This window comes from Actinoplanes sp. L3-i22, assembly GCF_019704555.1.
Lineage (GTDB): Bacteria > Actinomycetota > Actinomycetes > Mycobacteriales > Micromonosporaceae > Actinoplanes.
In genome coordinates this window covers 5,256,262-5,272,581 of sequence record NZ_AP024745.1, presented here as the reverse complement: position 1 = coordinate 5,272,581, position 16,320 = coordinate 5,256,262, and the positions used below count along the sequence as shown (strand labels likewise).

The window sequence follows — 16,320 nt, the reverse complement described above, 5'->3', positions numbered from 1 at the left end:
CTACGGGTCGAGGCCGGCGTCACCTCCCGCAAGGGTACGGACCCGCAGCCGGCACTCGTGGAGGTAATCTCCCAGCTCGTCGACCGGACCATCACGCTGATCGGCAGGCACCGCGGCGATGACGTCCTGGGCCCGGGTCAGCACTATCTCGGTGCGCTGCGGCTGCGGCAGCGCGGCGATGGCACCGCGGGCGACGACGACGGCCTCACCGATCCGCCTCTCCCGAGCCAGGCACATCGCACGGTCCATCTTGATCAGCGCCGGGTCGATCGAACCGGCCGGACCGTCCCGGTAGAGAACCAGCGCTTCCTCCTGGAGCCGATACGCCTGGACCGTCTCGCCCATCCATGCGGCAGTACCGGAGAGATAGAACAGCAGGCGTTTGGCGGGAAACTCGAACGCCGCGTCACTGTCCGGCAGGCCGGCCTGATCGAACAGGGCGCGGGCGTGCTCTGCCGCGGCGCGGGCCGAGGTCGTCGCACCAGCGCGGGCCAGCGCACGAGCACGACCCGCCGCGGCCAGAACGCTCGAGGCACACGGGCTGCGGGACATCGCCAGCGCCCGGTCGGCAAGCGCGACCGTCCGCTGCGGGTCACCGTAGTAGTAGGGCAACATGGCGGCCTGGGCTCGGACGAGGACGGCCAGCGTGGGCTGTGCACTGTCCTCAGCCGCGACCAATGCCGTGCGGAACCACAACCGGGCGTCGGTGGTCCCACCCATCCGCATGAACGCATCCGCGCACATGGTGGCGAGCACGGCCACGGTCCCGGACAGCCTGGCCTGGATCACGGCCGGCTGCCGACGCCGCGACAGGGTGAGGACCTCGGCGCAGTCGACAGCGATCCGCTCCAGGGTCACCGCCGGCGGGACCGCCGGATAGGCACGCAGATGATCATGAGCCGACTCTTCGATGAGTTCCAGCTGACGGGTCGACACGGTTGAAGCCGCCAGCACTTCGTCAAGTTGCGTGCGGAGCTGCGTGAGCGGGGGTGCTGCATCGTCGGAGTACTCGTCCGCCGCCGGGGTGGACTCACAACCGAGGCCCATCGCGGCACGCGGAATGCGCAGTCCGATCGCAACCCGTTCCAGGACCTCGTACGCGGTCACCTGCCGGATGTTCTTCGCGATCTCGGCAGCCCGATTCGGGGAGATACCGACCAGGCCGCCGATAGCGCCGTACGAGATCCCGCGGGCATGCAGGAATCGGAAGATCGCCGTCACATCGCGGCGCTCCAGGAACTCGCGGATCGGGCGGCCCTCCCAGGAGCCTGCCGCCCACCAGTTCGAATCGATCTCCATGCGCACGCTGGACCTCCCTTCGCAGCGGCAGAACGAGAAAGCCGCAATACCTCGCGCCGCAGGTATCGGCCAAGGGTGGCACCCGAATCCAGCGATCTCAACGCATTCGGCACGGACCGCTCAGGATGGGACCCCACCGTGGACTCGCTGATCCGGGTGACCCGGCCGAAGGGGTCTGCCCCGCAGGTCAAGCCGTTGCCGGCGCGGTAGGTACCCGGTGAGGTACGGGCTGCGTCCCCAGCGTGGTCCTACCGATCCCGCGGGCGTATCGGCACTGTCGATACACACCGCCGCGATCGTGGGCAACGACGTCAGGCGGCGGCGATCCGAATACTTCGACACGGGATGAGACGCCGGCAATGGACGTACGCGGGAAGCAGTTCGGGTCTTGGCCGCCGGAGGCGGAATGGTGCCTCGACGGTCGGCGGGCCGGGACGTGAACGCGCTCCCTCGGTCCGGCGAGGTGCTGGTCGTCGGGAGGGCCGCGAGCGTGCAGTTCCTCTCGCCGATCCTGTTCCGGGTGATCCGGGTGCACGACTGGCAGACCTACGCCGGCTGGGTCTGGCTCGACGGGTACCAGCTCGACGCCGCGGGTGACGCGGTGGCGCGAAGATCGCTGTTCGTGCAGGTCGACGGCCTGCGCATGGCACACCAACCCCCCAGGAGGAACCGATGACGACCACCACGCCCAAGGGCATCGCGACCGCTGTCGCCTGCCTGATGGCCGATCACGGGTTCGCGTTCGTCGAGGACGACCGGGTCGACGCGCTCGCGGCGACGCTGGAGGCGTTCCTGGCGGCCGCCGGCCTGCCGGTCAATCCACCGCAGCCGGACGAGGACGAGGACTGACGAGGGGCGCGGGTCAGCGCCAGGCGGTCGGGGCGTCCAGCAGCGCTGGTGCCCGGGTCGCACGGCCCCCTGCCCGACAACGCCACGGCCCTGCGGATGAGTCGGGAGGTCCGGCCCGGCGTCACCCCCGAAGGCGAGGTGGAGCACCGCGACTACGTCTACGGTTCCCGCCTGGGTGACGAGGAGTCCGGTGCCGGTTTTGTCGAGATCCCCTACACACCCCACGACGGCAGTGCGATCATCGGCGACTCCGACTGCGGCCCGGACGAAACCGCCCGCGCCAACGCCGAGGCACACGGCTGGGAAGACTTCACCACCATCACCGGACTCCCCTGCTCGAACTGGCGTGCCCAGCGGGACGACGTCGTCCTCGCCTACACCCACGACAGCCTCGGCGCGGTCATCACCTTCTACCGCCCCACCGGCTGGTCCACCCTCGGCGCCGTGCTGGGTGCGGTCCTGGCGGCGGCGGTCGGCGCAGTCGCACTTCGTCCGCTGAGCCGGCGTCCACGGATATTGACGACGGTGCTCGCCATACCGGGCTTGATCCTGCTTCCGGCCACGGTTCTGGCCCTGGCCTACACGTTGTCGGGCAGCCGCGAGGAACCGATCCCCCCGTTCTGGACCACGTGGGTCGCCCTCGCCAGGTTGTTCTTCTACGGCGGATAGCCGGCGCGGGCTACCGAGGGGTGAGGGTCAGCGCCAGCCGGTCGGGGTGGACGGTGAAGGCGACCCGCTCGCGCGGGGTGCCGTCGGCGCGCAGGTCGAAGTCGCGGGCGGCCATGGCGACGACCAGGGTGGCGGTCAGCATGGCCAGGTTGCGGCCCGGGCAGACCCGCGGGCCGCCGCCGAACGGCAGGTAGAGCGTGTTCTCCGGGATCCGCTCGGTGAGCCAGCGGGACGGGCGGAACGACGCCGCGTCCGGGAAGCGACGGGCGCCGTAGGCCAGCAGCACCCAGATCGGCAGGCCGGGAGCCGCGCGCAGCAGCACGCCGTCACCGAGCAGCTCGGTCTCCTCGATCGCCTCGACCACGGTCAGCGAGGCCGGCGGGCGCAGCCGCAGCGCTTCCCGGACGACGGCCTGCGCGTACCGCAGCCGGCCCACCTCCGACAGCTCGCCCCCGTCCGCCTCGGCGCGCACCCGGGCATGCTCCTCCGGGTGCGTGGCCAGGTAGTACAGCGCCCACCCGGCGGCCGCGGCCGTGGTGTCCTCGCCGGCCAGCAGCAGCGTGAGCACGGTTCCGAAGTGCACGTCCGGCAGCAGTTCGCGGGCCGAGCGGAGCAGGCTCTCCAGCCGGCGGTCGCGGGGCAGCGGGAACGGCGCGTTGATCCGCCGGTGGATCGCTGGGAACAGGCGTGGGACGAGCGTCGGCAACGGGCCGTCCGGGTGGTCGAGCGCGTTGAGGTCCCGGCCGGTGGTCACGGCCAGGGTGACGTCGAGGCTCAGCCGGGTCAGGTCGGGCATCACCCGTACCGAAAGCGGATTTTGATCTGCGGCCAGCCAGCGCCGGCGCAGGCGGGTGACCGAACGCAGGACCGCGGCAAGCGGGTCCCGGTCGAGCAGGTCGTTGGCGGCCCGGCGGTCGGCGTGCCAGCGGGTGCCCTCGGCGGTGAAGACGCCGTGCACGCCGGTCGCCTCGATGGTGCGGGTGATATGCGGATCGCGGCGGAACAGGCGGGGCCGGCCACGCAGGACGGTGTGCACGATCTTCGGGTCGGCGGTGACCACGGCGGGGCCGGACGGCAGGCGCAGCCGGTACGTCGTGCCGTAGCGGTCGCACCAGTCCTCGAGGACGCGGTGCGGGCGCCCGCCGCGGGCCAGCGCGGGCAGGTGTCCCAGGACCGGCCAGGCCGGGGGCGACGCCAGCTCGGTGATCACGAGCGGGCCAGGGCGACCGGGCGGTCGTTGACGAGCATCTCCAGGTAGAGACTCTGCAGGCCGGGGCCCGGGTCGATGCCGAGCGCGCCGGCGAGCCGGCGGCGGAGCTCGTGGTAGCGGATCAGGGCCTCCGGTTGCCGGCCGGCCTGGCACAGCGCGCGCAGGAGCAGCTCCTGGACGCGTTCGGTGAGGGGATACTCGGCGGCCAGCCCGATCAGGTCGGGCAGCGCCTGCCGGTGCCGGCCCAGGCCGAGCCCGGCGGTCTGCAGGTCGAGCTGGGCGGCCAGGACCAGCTCGGCGAGCCGGTGCCGCTGGCCCTCGGCGAAGTGCCCGACGGCGCCGGCCAGCGGCGAGCCGTGGTAGAGCGCGGCGGCGGCCCGCAGGTCGCGGAACGCGGCCTCGTGCTCGCCCCGGGCGCCGGCCTGCCCGGCCCGCTCGGTGAGGTGCCGGAACTGCCGCACGTCGACCGATTCGGCCGGGGTGTCCAGCAGGTAGGCGCGCCCGTAGGTGCGGATGTCGGCGTCGCCGCCGAGCACCCGCCGCAACCGGGAGATGTACGTGCGCACCACGGCCAGCGCGTTGACCGGCGGTTCCCCGTCCCACAGCGCCGCGACCAGCTCGTCGACGGTCACCAGCCGGCCCTCGCGCAGCAGCAGCACGGCCAGCACGGTGCGCTGCTGCGGGGAGCCGATCGGCAGTTCCCGCCCGTCGCGCCAGGCGCGAATCGGTCCGAGCAGCGTGAACAGTGTCATGATCCGCACGCTAACCGGCCGGATGCCGCGGGCGGATGGTGCTGGAGTCCCGGTCGGTGTCCCGGTTCTCAGCTGCCCAGCCCGGCGCGGCGGGCCCGGAGCATGGCCTGGGCCCGGTCGGCGACGTGGAGTTTGGCGAAGATGTTGGAGACGTGGTTGCGGACCGTCTTCGGGCTCAGGAACAGCCGTTCGGCGATGGTCGCGTTGCTGTGCCCGTCGGCGACCAGCTCCAGGATCTCGCGTTCGCGCGCGGTGAGCCCGCTGATCTCCTCGGCCGAGGCGCGCGCGGGCGTGGCGAAGTAGTCGATCAGCCGGTGCGCGATCCCCGGGCCGAAGACCGCCGCGCCGGCGCCGACCGCCACGATCGCCTGCGCCACCTCCACCGGGCCCGCGCCCTTGAGCAGGTACCCTTTCGCGCCGGCGCGCATCGCGGCGAACAGCGAGTCGTCGTCGTCCAGCATGGTCAGGATGACCACGCCGATTTCCGGGTTGCGGGTGGTGATGGCGCGGGTGGCTTCGACGCCGGAGAGGCCGGGCATGTGCAGGTCGAGAACGGCCACGTCGGGGCTGTGCGCCTCGGCGGCGGCGACCGCCCCGGTGCCGGAGGTCGCCTCCGCGGCCACCGTCAGGCCCGGCGTCGCGTCGACGAGCTGGCGCATGCCGGCCAGGAAGACCGGGTGGTCGTCGGCCAGCAGCACGCGCAGGTCGGACATCTCTCGGCTCCCGGGGTCGCGGTGGGTGCGTCGGTGAAAAATCGGGCTTTGGTACGGGCGGCAGCGTACGCGGCGTGGGTGGTCCCGGCGGGTCTGGTGCTCGCCGTGCGCATGCTCGCGCCCGCCGACGGCGCGCTGACCCGCCCGAGCGCGGCGAGCTGGTCCGCCGCGGGGCTGGTGGTGACCGAGTCCGCCGGGCCGCTGCACGCCGGGGACCTGGTGACGGCGGTGAACGGGGTCCCGGTGACGCGGGTGCAGCCGTCGTTCGGCTTCGGGGACACGCTGACCTACACGGTGACCCGCCACGAGCAGATCCTGAACGTGCCGGTGACGCTGCACCGGTACCCGTTCCTGGAGTTCCTGCGGGACAACCTGTGGACGGTGCCGTTCTGGGTGGGGATGTGGGCGGTCTGCGCGTTCGTCATCGTGCGGCGTCCGCGGGATCCGGCGGCCCGCACCCTGTACGCGATGGGGTTGCTGCTGTTCCTGTCCAGCCTGGCCTTCCCGTACTCGAACCAGATCGTCGACGTGGCCACCGGGCGATTGTGGCCGGACATGCTCGGCGAGGTGGCGTCCTGCCTGCTCTGGTCGGTGCTGCTGCACTTCGCGACGGTCTTCCCGGCGCCGTGGCCGCGCCGGGCGCCGCGGCGGGCGGTGGTCCTCGCCGGGTACTTGCTGCCGCCGCTGCTCTACGCCGGCGCGGTGCTCACCGCGGACCCGCTCGACCGGCGGGTGCTCGTCTCGCTGTCCACACCGGCCGCCAACGTCTTTCCGTTCCTGATCGCCGCCGCGTTCCTGGCCGGCTACCGCCTGAGCGGGCCCGAGGCGCGTGGGCGGATGCGGTTGTCGGTGTACGCGTTCGGCGCCGGCGCCGTGCTGTACATGCTCCTGGGCCGGATCCCCGAGTGGGTGATCGGCCGCCCGCTGCTGCCCTGGAACGTGCTGACCACCGTCGGGTTCGCGCCGTTCCCGGTCGCGCTCGCGCTGGCCGTGCTGCGCTACCGGCTCTTCGACATCCAGGTCGTGCTGCGCCGCCCGCTGGTCCAGGGGCTGGTGACGGCCGGGCTGATGACCGCGTATCTGGTGGTGGCCACGGCGCTCGGGGCCGGCAAGAGCGTGCTGGTCGCGGCGGTGGTCGCGCTCGCGTTCTCGCCCACCCAGCGGTATCTGCGGCGGGTGGTGGGGCGGCTGGTCTACGGGTCGCGGGACGATCCGTACGAGGTGCTGACCGTGCTGGGTCAGCGCCTGGAGTCGGCCGGCTCGGTCGAGTCGGTGCTGGCCCGGCTGGTCGAGACGCTGGCCCGGACGCTGCGGCTGTCGTACGTGGCGATCGAGGTCGACGGCCTGGATCTGCCCTCGTTCTCGCACGGGCGCCCGTCCGGCCGGCCGCTCGAACTGCCGCTGGTGCATCAGGGCGAGGAGATCGGCCGGCTGGTGCTCGACCCCGGGCCGCGCCAGGAGCCGTTCGGGGCGCGCGACTCGCGGCTGCTCGACGTGCTCGCCCGGCAGGTCGGCGCGACCGCCCACAACCTGCTGCTGACCACCCGGTTGCAGCGCTCGCTGGAGCGGACGGTGACCGCCCTGGAGGAGGAGCGCCGGCGGCTGCGGCGCGACATCCACGACGGGCTCGGGCCGACGCTGGCCTCCGCCGGGATGAGCCTCGAACTGGCTCTCGCGCTGCTGCCGGCCGATCCGGACCGGGCGTCGGAGATCTTCGCGGGGCTGGCCGGCACCCATCGGCAGGCGCTTTCCGACGTACGGCGGCTGGTGCACGGCCTGCGTCCGCCGGCGCTCGACCAGCTCGGGCTGGTGGCCGCGCTGCGTGAACGCGCCCAGCATCTGAGCGCCGGCGCCGTGGAGGTGACCGTGCACGCCGACGGCGAGATCGAGCCGCTGCCGGCGGCGGTCGAGGTCGCGGCGTACCACATCGTCTCGGAGTCGATCACCAACGTGGTCCGGCACGCCCGGGCGAGCGAGTGCGTCGTGCGGCTCGGACGCGGGCCGGACGCGCTCTCGCTGGAGATCGGCGACGACGGGTGCGGGCTGCCGGCCCGCTACCGGGCCGGGGTCGGCCTGACCGGCATCCGCGAGCGGGCCACCGAGCTGGGCGGCACGGCGCACATCGGCGCGTCCCCGGCGGGCGGCACGCTCGTGCTGGTCCGCCTCCCGGTGAGCCCTTCTTGACAATAGGCAGGCGAATACCTGCATAATGCGGTGTGCGGGATACCGAGCTGATCTTCAAGGCGCTGGCCGACCCGACCAGGCGGCTGCTGCTCGACCGGCTCCGCGAACAGAACGGCCAGACCCTGCGCGAGCTCTGCGATCACCTGACCATGGCCCGCCAGTCCGTCACCCAGCACCTCGACCTGCTCGTGCGGGCCGGCCTGGTCACCGTCGTGCGACGGGGCCGGGAGCGCCTGCACTACCTCAACCCGGCCCCGATCCACGAGATCCAGGACCGCTGGATCTCCGAGTTCGACGAGCCCCGCCTGCGCGCCCTCAGCGCCATCAAGCACCGAGCAGAGGAGTACGCCATGACCTCCGTGCCGACGTACGTCTACGTCACCTACATCCACGCCACCCCTGAGCAGGTGTGGCAGGCCCTCACCGACGCCGACCTGACCGCGCGCTTCTGGGGCCACGCCAACGTCTCCGACTGGCTGCCCGGCTCCCCCTGGGAGCACCGGCGCGCCGACGGCTCCGGCGTCGTCGACGTGGTGGGCAAGGTGCTCACCGCCGAGCCGCCGAGCCGCCTGGCCATCACCTTCGAGGACAGCCCGGACCGGGAGCGCGAACCGTCGGTCGTCACGTTCCTGGTCGAACCGCACCAGGACATCGTGCGCCTCACCGTGACGCACGAGAACCTGCCCGACGTCGACATGCTCAACGGCATCTCGAGCGGCTGGCCGGCCGTCCTGTCGAACCTGAAGTCCCTGCTGGAGACCGGCGACGTGCTCCCGCAGGCGCCGTGGGAAATGACCGCCGCGCACGCCGCCCGATGAACGCCGACCCGCTCCGGCAGGCCTACGACGCGCTGCTGGCCGCCGAGCCGCGAGCCGTGCCGCCGCCCGGCGAATGGAGCACCGAGCAGATCCTGGCGCACGTCTCGCTGGTCGGCGCGGCCACCATCGGCACCGTCGTCGCGGTCGCCTCGGGGGCGATCTCGACGTACGACAACCGCCCGGCCCAGGACTCGTGGACGCTGGACCGGGTCATCGCCCTCGCGGGCGGCGCGCAGGGGCTGCGGGAGCGGGTCCGGGCGCAGGGGGACGCGCTGTGCGCCCTGGCCGCGGTGCTGAGCGAACCCGAACTCGACACCAACGTGCCGGCCCTGCTGCTGTCCAACGGCACCTGCCTGGTCGACCAGCCCCTCGCCCTGCGCGACATCCTCACCGGCCTCGCCGCCGCGGAGCTGCCCGGACACACGAAGCAACTGTGACTCCGCGGGATCACCTCACCCTGTGGCGGTCCGTCGGGCAGGGCGAACTGGACGTGGTCGAGTCGGCAGGCTGGCGGGCCTGGCCGCTGCCGGATCAGCCGGCCTTCTGTGCCGTCCCTGATCGCCGGTCCGCCGTGCGGACCTGCCGGGAGCGGGACGTGCCGGCGGGTGGGGTCGGCTACGTGGTGCGGTTCGAGGTCGCCCGGCGGTTCCTGGACCGGTTCGAGCCGCACCCGGGCACCCGTCCCGGCGAGTTCGAGTACCGGATCCCGGCGGACCGGGTCGCCGAGCTCAACGCCCACCTCGTCGGCGCGATCGTCGAGGAGGCCGACTACCGCGGCCCGGTCGACGACGCCGAGTTCGCCGCGGCGGAAGCGGCTCTGGGCCGGCCGTTGCCGCAGGCGTGGCGAAGCTACCTGCGGGGCCCGTCCTGGTTCCGGCGGGGATGGCCGACGAGCGGGACCTACGTCTGGCTCAACACGCCACACGAGATGCTCGGCCTGCACGGGGCCTGGGCCGAGGCCACCGACACCCACCCGGGCATCGCGATCATCGGCGGTGACGGTGCCCGTGAGCATTTGGTGCTGGACCTGCGAAAGGATCCCGCGCCGGTGCTCCTGGTCGACACCGACAGCCCCGGATGGGCCGGCGCGATACCCCAGGCCGACGACGTCAGCCAACTCATCCACCGCATCGAGAGCGGCGAGTTCGAGTTCACCTTCGACGCCGGTTGAGGCCACGGCGCCGGGCATCCGGTGCGTGGGACTTCGGCCTGCGCCAGAGCCGGGTCGGCTCTGGCGCGGGCGCGGAAACCGCTGGTCAGCTGTCGCGGCGGATGGTGGCCGGCACGTGGTACTGGCGCAGCCGCAAAGCTGGGCGCGGCGGGCCGGTCAGGGTGACGGTTGCGCGGGCGGGCGTGTCGGTGCTGGAGAAGCCGGCCGCCAGCCGGATCTCGCCGGGTTCGACCAGCCGGGTCCCGTCGGCGCCGGTGAAGGCGAACCGGTCGGTGTCCACCTCGAACGACACCCGCGCCCCCTCGCCCGGTTCGAGCCGGACCTTGGCGAACGCCACCAGCGCCCGCACCGGCCGGGTGACCTGCGCGACCGGGTCGGTCGCATAGAGCTGCACGACCTGCGCCCCGCCTCGCGCCCCGACGTTGCGAACGCCGACCGACACGGTGACCCGCCCGTCGACCGGCACCTCGACCCGGTCCACCGCCAGCTCGCCGACGGCGAAGGTGGTGTACGACAGCCCGTGCCCGAACGGGAACGCCGGCGTCGGGTCGAGGTTGGACAGCGCGCTCTGCCGATCCCCCAGCGGCGCGTGCAGATAGGTGTAGGGCTGCCCGCCCGGCCCGAACGGGATCTGCACCGGAAGCCGCCCGCTGAAATCGGCCCGGCCGCTGAGCAGCTCGGCCACGGCCCGCCCGCCCTCCTCCCCCGGCAGGAACACCTGCACCATGGCGGCGGCCCGGTCCCGGAAGCGCCCCACCGCGTACGGCCGGCCGGAGTTGACGATCAGCACGGTCGGCACCCCGGTCCCGAGCACCGCCTCGACCAGTTCGTCCTGCACCCCGGGCAGCCGCAGGTCCTCGACGTCGCAGCCCTCGCCGGAGGTGCCGATGCCGAACATGCCCGGCCGATCCCCGACGACCACCACGGCCAGGTCGCTGTCGCGGGCGGCGAGCACCGCGGCCGGGATCGCCGAGCGGTCCGGTTCCCGGACCGGGCAACCCTGGGTGTGCGACCAGGCGACCTCGGGCAGCTCGGCGGTCAACGCCGCGTACAGGGAGACGATCGGCACCCCGGTGCCCAGCTCCGGCCGGTCGGCGAGCACGTGGTTGGGGAAGCTGTAGCAGCCGAGCATGGTCCGCACGTCGTCCGCGCACGGGCCGATGACCGCGATCCGCCCGGTCCGCGGCAGCGGCAGGGCGCCGTCGTTGCTGAGCAGCACGGCGCTGTCCCGCGCCGCGGTGTGGGCGAGCCGCCGGTTGGCCGGTTTGTCCAGGTCGAGGTCGCCGGCGCGGAGGGCGGCCGGCCGCGGGTCCCAGTCCGCGTCGAGGAGTCCGAGGCGCAGCTTCTGGTGCAGGACGCGGCGTACCGCCCGGTCGAGGTCCTCCTCGGCGACCCGGCCCTGGAGCACGGCGTCGACCAGGGCCGGCCCGAAGCCGCGCTGGTCGGGCAGCTCCACGTCCATTCCGGCGCGCAGGGCGGCGCGACCGGCGGCGGGCAGGTCCGCGGCGACGCGGTGGGCGGTGACCAGGAACGGGATGGACCAGTAGTCGGAGACGACGGTGCCGTCGAAGCCCCAGGTGTCGCGCAGCAGCGTGGTCAGCAGCCGGTGGCTGGCCGCCGGGGCGTCGCCGTCCAGGTCGGCGTACGAGTTCATGATCGAGGCGACGCCGGCGGCGACCAGCCGTTCGAACGGGGGCAGCACGACGTCGTGCAGTTCGCGCGGGCCGATGCTGACCGGGGCGTGGTTGCGGCCGCCCGTCGAGGCGGCGTACCCGGCGAAGTGTTTGAGGGTGGCCAGCACGCCTTCGGCCTGCAGACCGCGGACGTACGCCTCGGCGATCTCCCCGACCAGGTACGGATCCTCCCCGTACGTCTCCTCGCAGCGCCCCCACCGGTAGTCGCGGATCACGTCGACCACCGGCGCGAGCCCCTGGTGCACGCCGGCCTCGGCCAGGTCCGCCCCGATCGCCCGCCCGACCCGGCCGATCAGCTCCGGGTCGAACGTGGCGGCCATCGCCAGCGAGGTGGGATAGATGGTGGCGCCGAACGCGGTGAACCCGGTGAGGCATTCGTCGTGGGTCATCGCCGGGATGCCCAGCCGGCTCTGGGCGATCACCTGGCGCTGCCGGTCGGCGAGCGCCCGGGCGTGCTCGATCGGCATGCGCACCACCGTGCCGTAGGGGCGGGTGAGCTGGCCGAGCCCGTGCCGGGCGGTCTGCTCGAGGTCACCGACCCGGCCGAGCAGGCTGGTGCCGGGCGCGACCTCGGGGCCGGCCGGCTCGACGTCCTCCCAGGCGCTGCCGAGCTGCGCGACCTTCTCGGCCACGGTGAGCCGGGCGAGCAGCAGCTCGGCCCGCTCGCGCACCGGCCGGGCCGGGTCGTGCCACGGCCGGTCGGTGGGGTTGGCGATCGTGGTGGTCATCGGGTGGCTCCTCGGGATGTACGGTGACGCGGCGAAGGCGGTACGAGAGGGTGGGCTGTGGTCGAGCGGGGTGCGCGGGGGCCGGCCGGGCGGCACGGGCTGATCAGCGAGGTGGCCCGGGCCGCGCAGGTGTCGGTCTCGACGGTGTCGAAGGTGGTGCACGGCCGCCGGGACGTCGGTGCGGCGACCCGAGCGCGGGTCGAGGCGTTGCTGGCCGAGCACGGCTACCCGCGGGACGGTGCCGGGGACGGCCGGCCGCGGCAGATCCTGACCGTGTTCCGGGACCTGGCCGGTCCGTACACCCTGGAGGTGGTGCGCGGGATCGTGACCGGCGCCGCCGAGGCCGGCGCGCACGCGGTGATCGGCATGACGAACCGGCAGCCGATCTCGCGCTGGCTCGACGAGTGCGAGGCGATGGGCGCGGCCGGCATGATCCTGGTGATCAGCATGCTGGCCGAGCAGGATCAGCAGCGCATCGTCGAGCAGCACATCCCGGTGGTCCTGGTCGACCCGCTCAGCGAGCCGGTGATCGAGATCCCGAGCATCGGGGTGACCAACTGGAAGGGTGGCCGGACCGCGGTCGAGCACCTGCTGGGCCTGGGCCATCGGCGGATCGGCATGCTGGCCGGGCGGCCGCACTCGGTGGCCGGCGCCGCCCGGTTGCACGGGTACCGGGCCGCGCTCGCCGAGGCCGGGATCGACGTCGACCCGGCCCTGGTGAAGGCGAGCGACTTCGACTTCGAGGAGGCGGTGGCCGCGACCACGCAGCTGCTGGCGCTGCCGCGGCCCCCGACGGCGATCTTCGCGGCCAGCGACGCCCAGGCGCTGGGCGCGTTGGAGGCGGCCCGCCGCGCCGGGTGCCGGGTCCCGGACGAGTTGAGCGTGGTGTCCTTCGACGACACCGCGGTGGCGGCGATGGCCTCGCCGCCGCTGACCGCGGTCTGCCAGCCGTTCGAGGACATGGGCCGGGTGGCGGTGCAGACCCTGATCCAGCTGGCCGAGGGCCGGGCGGTGCCCGCGCCCCGGGTCGAGCTGACCACCCGGCTGGTGATCCGCGAGTCGACCGCCGCGCCGCGCTGACTCACTTCGAGAAGCCCGCGGTCAGGCCGGCGATCAGCTGCCGGCGGGCGACGATGAACAGCACCAGGATCGGCGCGGTGGAGAGCACGACCGCGGCCATCGTGGCCGGCACGTCGATGCCGAACTGCCCGCGGTAGAGGGTCAGCGCCAGCGGCAGCACGGCCCGCTCGTTGCTCTGGGTGAGGATCAGCGGGAACAGGAAGCCGTTCCACACCTGCAGCCCGTTGTAGACCACCACGGTGACCAGAGCCGGGCGGACCAGCGGCAGCGCGAGCGACCACAGTTGCCGCCAGTCGCCGGCGCCGTCCATCCGCATCGCCTCGAACAGCGCGTCCGGCACGTCGCGCAGGAAGCTGACCAGGATCATCACGGTGATCGGGACGGCGAACGCCGCGGCCGGCAGGACGATCGCGAGCAGGCTGTCGTACAGGTGCAGCCGGATGATCAGCAGGTAGACCGGGATGATCACCGCCTGCAGCGGGATGGCCAGGCCGAGCAGGAACAGCCGGAAGTACCAGCGCGACCACCGGCTGGTGCCGCGGGCGATCACGAACGCCGCCATCAGCGACACGGCGACGGTCCCGGCGACCGCGGCGACGGTCACGATCGCGCTGTTGAGCAGGTAGGTGCCGAACCCGCCGGCCAGCACCGTGCGGTAGTTGGCGACCGTGGCGGACGCCGGCGGCGCGAGCGGGCTGGTGGTCAGGAATCCGGCGCGCTCCTTCAGGCTGGTGATCACCACCCAATACAGGGGTACGGCGACAAGCGCGCTCCACAGCAGCGTCGCACCGGCGGTGCCGGCCCGGCGCAGGACGGTGCCGACCGGGGCGAGGGCCCGGGGCGTGCCGGTGCTCGTCCGTACCCTCAATGCGGTTGCGGTGTTGATCGTCATGCTCCCTCTTGCTGACTGGACATCCGGGTGAAGCCGGACCATTTCGTGGTGGCCAGCGACAGGGCGAGCCCGGCGAGCACGAGGATGGTCGCGATCGCGCTCGCCCGGCCCATGTCGTGGGCCTGGAAGCCGGTGATGTACATGGCCAGCGGCAGGACGCGGGTGGCGGTGCCGGGCCCGCCGGTGCCGCCGGAGAGCACGAAGATCAGGTCGAAGTAGGTGAGCGAGCCGACCAGCATCAGCGTGGTCGAGGTGACGATCGTGTAGCGCAGTTGCGGCAGGGTGATCCGCCAGAACCGGTCGCGTGGGCCGGCGCCGTCGATCGCCGCCGCCTCGTACAGCGTGACCGGGATCTGCCGCAGGCCGGCCTGGTAGAGCAGTGCGTGGAACGGGATGAACTGCCAGGCGATGACGAAGATGACGGTGTACAGCGCCAGGTCCGGGTCGCCGAGCAGCGGGCGGGCCAGCCAGTGCAGGCCGGGCGTGGCGCCGATGCCGAACGTCGGGTCGAGCAGCGCCTGCCAGGCCAGGCCGATCGCGACCGCGGACAGCAGCAGCGGCAGGAACCAGAGCACCGCCAGCAGCGACCGGATCCGGCCCGGGGCGGCCTGGAACAGCCCGAGGGCCAGCGCGATCGGGGTCTGCACCAGCCAGCTGACGACCATCACCCGCAGCGTCAGCCAGAGGGCGTCCCAGGTGCCGGCGTCGCTCAGCACGGTGCTCCAGTTGGCCAGGCCGGCCCAGCCCGGCGTGCCGAGACCGTCCCAGTCGGCCAGGCTCAGCACCAGCACGCCGAGCAGCGGGACGATGCCGAACAGGCCGAACAGGAGCAGGGCCGGCGCGGCCATGGCGACCGCGCCGGGAGTACGGGTCCGCACGACTGTCACGTCAGGACACCTTGCTCAGGTTCTGCCCGAACTGCTCGGGCGTGATCTTCTTCAGGAACGACTGGTCCACGTTGGTCAGCAGCGGGTCGGCCTGCTCGGACGGCAGCGCCTGGTCCCAGGACAGCTGGAAGTTCGGGGCCTTGCGCACCAGGTCGTAGACGAACCGCAGCCAGGCCTGGTCGGCGCCGGGGACCGCGGCGAGCTTGGCGTCGAGGCCGTTGACCGGGGCGACGCTGCCGGCGGCGAGGTACTTGTCGACCTGCGAGTCGTCGAGGACGTAGTCCTTGAGGTAGGTGAGCGCGGCGGCCTTCTGCTTGGTGGCGGCGTTGACCGACAGGTAGTTCGACGGGTTGCCGACGATCGCGGCCGGGTCGCCCGCGCCGCCGGTGGCCGGGAAGGCGGTGTAGCCCAGGTCGCCGGAGGTGACGAACTCCGGGGCGGCCTTGACGATGTTCGCGTACTCCCAGGTGCCCATCAGCTCGAACGCGGCCTTGCCGGTGTAGAGCAGCGCGGTGGCCGCGCCCTGGTCGTAGGAGAGCGAGGACGCGTTGGCGCCGAACGCGCCGAGCCCGACCAGGTCCTGCAGCTGCTGGTTGGCCCGGGTGACCGACGGGTCGAGCCAGCCGCTGCCGTCGCCGGCGCCGATGCGGTCGAAGACCTGCGAGCCGCCGGCGCGGTCGAGCAGGTACTCGTGCCACATCAGGGTCGGCCACTTGGAGTTCGCGGCCAGCGAGATCGGGGTGACGCCCTTGCCCTTGAGCGTGGTGACCGCGCTCGTGAGCTCGTCGAGCGTCGTCGGCGGCCGCAGGCCGGCCGCGTCGAGGACCTTCTTGTTGTAGTAGAGGACGACCGGGGCCAGGCCGTTGGCCGGGATGCCGTAGACCTTGCCGCCGAAGGTGGCGGTCTTGAGCACGCTCGGGGTGAACCGCCCGGTGTCCAGGTCGGCGCCGGTGATCTCGGCGACCTTGCCGGTCTTGACGTAGTCGTTGAGGGCGCCGCCGCCCCAGCTGAAGAAGATGTCCGGGCCCTGGCCGGCGCCGAACGCGACCCGCAGCTTCTGCTTGTAGTCGTCGTTGGCGAACAGCTGCAGGGTGATCTTCGCGGTCGGGTGGTCGGCGTTGTAGGCGTCGACCGAGTCCTTGAGGGTGGTCTGGTCGGACAGCGCCCACATGGTCAGGCCGCCACCGGCGGTGCCGGTCGGCTGCGGGCCGGCCGAGCCGCAGGCCGCGGTCGTGGCGATCGCGGAGAGGGCGACGAGCGCGGTGAACCCGCGCCGGCTCACGGTGAATCTCCTGGTCATGGTGAACTCCTATTTACGAAAAGTTTTCGAGGCCTGAGATGCTCCGGGACAACTCCCTTGGCATGGGAGATTGG

The 16,320-nt window shown here is 72.7% G+C and carries 16 protein-coding genes; 8 read left to right on the top strand and 8 right to left on the bottom strand.

What is annotated here, in order from left to right:
- The gene (locus L3i22_RS23485; protein WP_221330117.1) at window positions 1–1,299 is read right to left on the bottom strand and encodes a hypothetical protein; all 1,299 of its coding nucleotides are present in this window, start codon (window positions 1,297–1,299) and stop codon (window positions 1–3) included.
- Window positions 1,300–1,735: 436 nt separating this feature from the next.
- Between L3i22_RS23485 and L3i22_RS23480 the strand changes: the two genes are divergently transcribed.
- From L3i22_RS23480 to L3i22_RS23470, 3 genes are all read left to right on the top strand, one after another.
- A complete protein-coding gene (locus L3i22_RS23480; RefSeq protein ID WP_370644499.1) occupies window positions 1,736–1,975 on the top strand; it encodes a hypothetical protein in 240 nt (79 codons plus the stop codon).
- Window positions 1,972–2,148, top strand: coding sequence for a hypothetical protein (locus tag L3i22_RS23475; RefSeq protein ID WP_221329097.1), 177 nt, complete (start codon window positions 1,972–1,974; stop codon window positions 2,146–2,148). Before L3i22_RS23480 ends, L3i22_RS23475 begins: the two co-directional genes overlap by 4 nt.
- Before the next feature lie 96 nt (window positions 2,149–2,244).
- Window positions 2,245–2,817 carry a hypothetical protein gene (locus L3i22_RS23470; protein WP_221329096.1) on the top strand — a complete coding sequence of 191 codons (573 nt, stop codon included), beginning with the start codon at window positions 2,245–2,247 and terminating at the stop codon, window positions 2,815–2,817.
- Between the two features lie 10 nt (window positions 2,818–2,827).
- Here the strand turns inward: L3i22_RS23470 and L3i22_RS23465 are convergent, their stop codons facing one another.
- From L3i22_RS23465 to L3i22_RS23455, 3 genes are all read right to left on the bottom strand, one after another.
- Window positions 2,828–4,027, bottom strand: a complete 1,200-nt coding sequence (locus L3i22_RS23465) for a cytochrome P450 (protein WP_221329095.1) — start codon at window positions 4,025–4,027, stop codon at window positions 2,828–2,830.
- A complete protein-coding gene (locus L3i22_RS23460) occupies window positions 4,024–4,779 on the bottom strand; it encodes a BTAD domain-containing putative transcriptional regulator (protein ID WP_221329094.1) in 756 nt (251 codons plus the stop codon). Before L3i22_RS23460 ends, L3i22_RS23465 begins: the two co-directional genes overlap by 4 nt.
- A 68-nt stretch (window positions 4,780–4,847) precedes the next feature.
- On the bottom strand, window positions 4,848–5,492 hold the full coding sequence (locus tag L3i22_RS23455; protein ID WP_221329093.1) for a response regulator transcription factor: 645 nt from the start codon (window positions 5,490–5,492) through the stop codon (window positions 4,848–4,850).
- A gap of 48 nt (window positions 5,493–5,540) precedes the next feature.
- Here L3i22_RS23455 and L3i22_RS54395 point away from each other — a divergent pair, with 48 nt between their 5' ends.
- From L3i22_RS54395 to L3i22_RS23435, 4 genes are read left to right on the top strand one after another with little or no spacing between them, the layout of a single operon-like run.
- Window positions 5,541–7,676, top strand: a complete 2,136-nt coding sequence (locus tag L3i22_RS54395) for a sensor histidine kinase (protein ID WP_221329092.1) — start codon at window positions 5,541–5,543, stop codon at window positions 7,674–7,676.
- Window positions 7,677–7,708: 32 nt separating this feature from the next.
- A complete protein-coding gene (locus L3i22_RS23445) occupies window positions 7,709–8,494 on the top strand; it encodes a metalloregulator ArsR/SmtB family transcription factor (RefSeq protein ID WP_221329091.1) in 786 nt (261 codons plus the stop codon).
- On the top strand, window positions 8,491–8,931 hold the full coding sequence (locus tag L3i22_RS23440; protein WP_221329090.1) for a DinB family protein: 441 nt from the start codon (window positions 8,491–8,493) through the stop codon (window positions 8,929–8,931). Before L3i22_RS23445 ends, L3i22_RS23440 begins: the two co-directional genes overlap by 4 nt.
- Window positions 8,928–9,665 (top strand): hypothetical protein, encoded by a 738-nt coding sequence (locus L3i22_RS23435; RefSeq protein ID WP_221329089.1) that lies wholly within the window; start codon window positions 8,928–8,930, stop codon window positions 9,663–9,665. The genes L3i22_RS23440 and L3i22_RS23435 overlap by 4 nt, the downstream gene beginning before the upstream one ends.
- 85 nt (window positions 9,666–9,750) lie before the next feature.
- On the opposite strand, the gene L3i22_RS23430 is transcribed toward L3i22_RS23435, so the two are convergent.
- Window positions 9,751–12,087, bottom strand: coding sequence for a glycoside hydrolase family 3 N-terminal domain-containing protein (locus L3i22_RS23430; RefSeq protein ID WP_221329088.1), 2,337 nt, complete (start codon window positions 12,085–12,087; stop codon window positions 9,751–9,753).
- Window positions 12,088–12,144: 57 nt separating this feature from the next.
- On the opposite strand from L3i22_RS23430, the gene L3i22_RS23425 reads away from it, so the two are divergent.
- The gene (locus tag L3i22_RS23425; protein WP_221329087.1) at window positions 12,145–13,167 is read left to right on the top strand and encodes a substrate-binding domain-containing protein; all 1,023 of its coding nucleotides are present in this window, start codon (window positions 12,145–12,147) and stop codon (window positions 13,165–13,167) included.
- A 1-nt stretch (window position 13,168) separates the two neighbouring features.
- Here L3i22_RS23425 and L3i22_RS23420 read toward each other — a convergent pair whose 3' ends face one another.
- The 3 genes from L3i22_RS23420 to L3i22_RS23410 are packed head-to-tail and all read right to left on the bottom strand — an operon-like array spanning window position 13,169 to window position 16,246.
- Complete coding sequence (locus tag L3i22_RS23420) at window positions 13,169–14,059, bottom strand: carbohydrate ABC transporter permease (RefSeq protein WP_221329086.1); 891 nt, start codon at window positions 14,057–14,059, stop codon at window positions 13,169–13,171.
- Complete coding sequence (locus tag L3i22_RS23415) at window positions 14,056–14,946, bottom strand: carbohydrate ABC transporter permease (RefSeq protein ID WP_255658526.1); 891 nt, start codon at window positions 14,944–14,946, stop codon at window positions 14,056–14,058. The genes L3i22_RS23420 and L3i22_RS23415 overlap by 4 nt, the downstream gene beginning before the upstream one ends.
- Before the next feature lies 1 nt (window position 14,947).
- Window positions 14,948–16,246 carry an extracellular solute-binding protein gene (locus tag L3i22_RS23410; RefSeq protein ID WP_221329085.1) on the bottom strand — a complete coding sequence of 433 codons (1,299 nt, stop codon included), beginning with the start codon at window positions 16,244–16,246 and terminating at the stop codon, window positions 14,948–14,950.
- Between the last annotated feature and the right edge of the window lie 74 nt (window positions 16,247–16,320).

Bases quoted from the DNA above. Each gene is read 5' to 3' on its own strand.
- L3i22_RS23485 (WP_221330117.1), bottom strand. From the start codon at position 1,299: ATGGAGATCGATTCGAACTGGTGGGCGGCAGGCTCCTGGGAGGGCCGC.
- L3i22_RS23475 (WP_221329097.1), top strand. From the start codon at position 1,972: ATGACGACCACCACGCCCAAGGGCATCGCGACCGCTGTCGCCTGCCTG.
- L3i22_RS23470 (WP_221329096.1), top strand. From the start codon at position 2,245: ATGAGTCGGGAGGTCCGGCCCGGCGTCACCCCCGAAGGCGAGGTGGAG.
- L3i22_RS23460 (WP_221329094.1), bottom strand. From the start codon at position 4,779: ATGACACTGTTCACGCTGCTCGGACCGATTCGCGCCTGGCGCGACGGG.
- L3i22_RS23455 (WP_221329093.1), bottom strand. From the start codon at position 5,492: ATGTCCGACCTGCGCGTGCTGCTGGCCGACGACCACCCGGTCTTCCTG.
- L3i22_RS23440 (WP_221329090.1), top strand. From the start codon at position 8,491: ATGAACGCCGACCCGCTCCGGCAGGCCTACGACGCGCTGCTGGCCGCC.
- L3i22_RS23430 (WP_221329088.1), bottom strand. From the start codon at position 12,087: ATGACCACCACGATCGCCAACCCCACCGACCGGCCGTGGCACGACCCG.
- L3i22_RS23420 (WP_221329086.1), bottom strand. From the start codon at position 14,059: ATGACGATCAACACCGCAACCGCATTGAGGGTACGGACGAGCACCGGC.
- L3i22_RS23410 (WP_221329085.1), bottom strand. From the start codon at position 16,246: ATGACCAGGAGATTCACCGTGAGCCGGCGCGGGTTCACCGCGCTCGTC.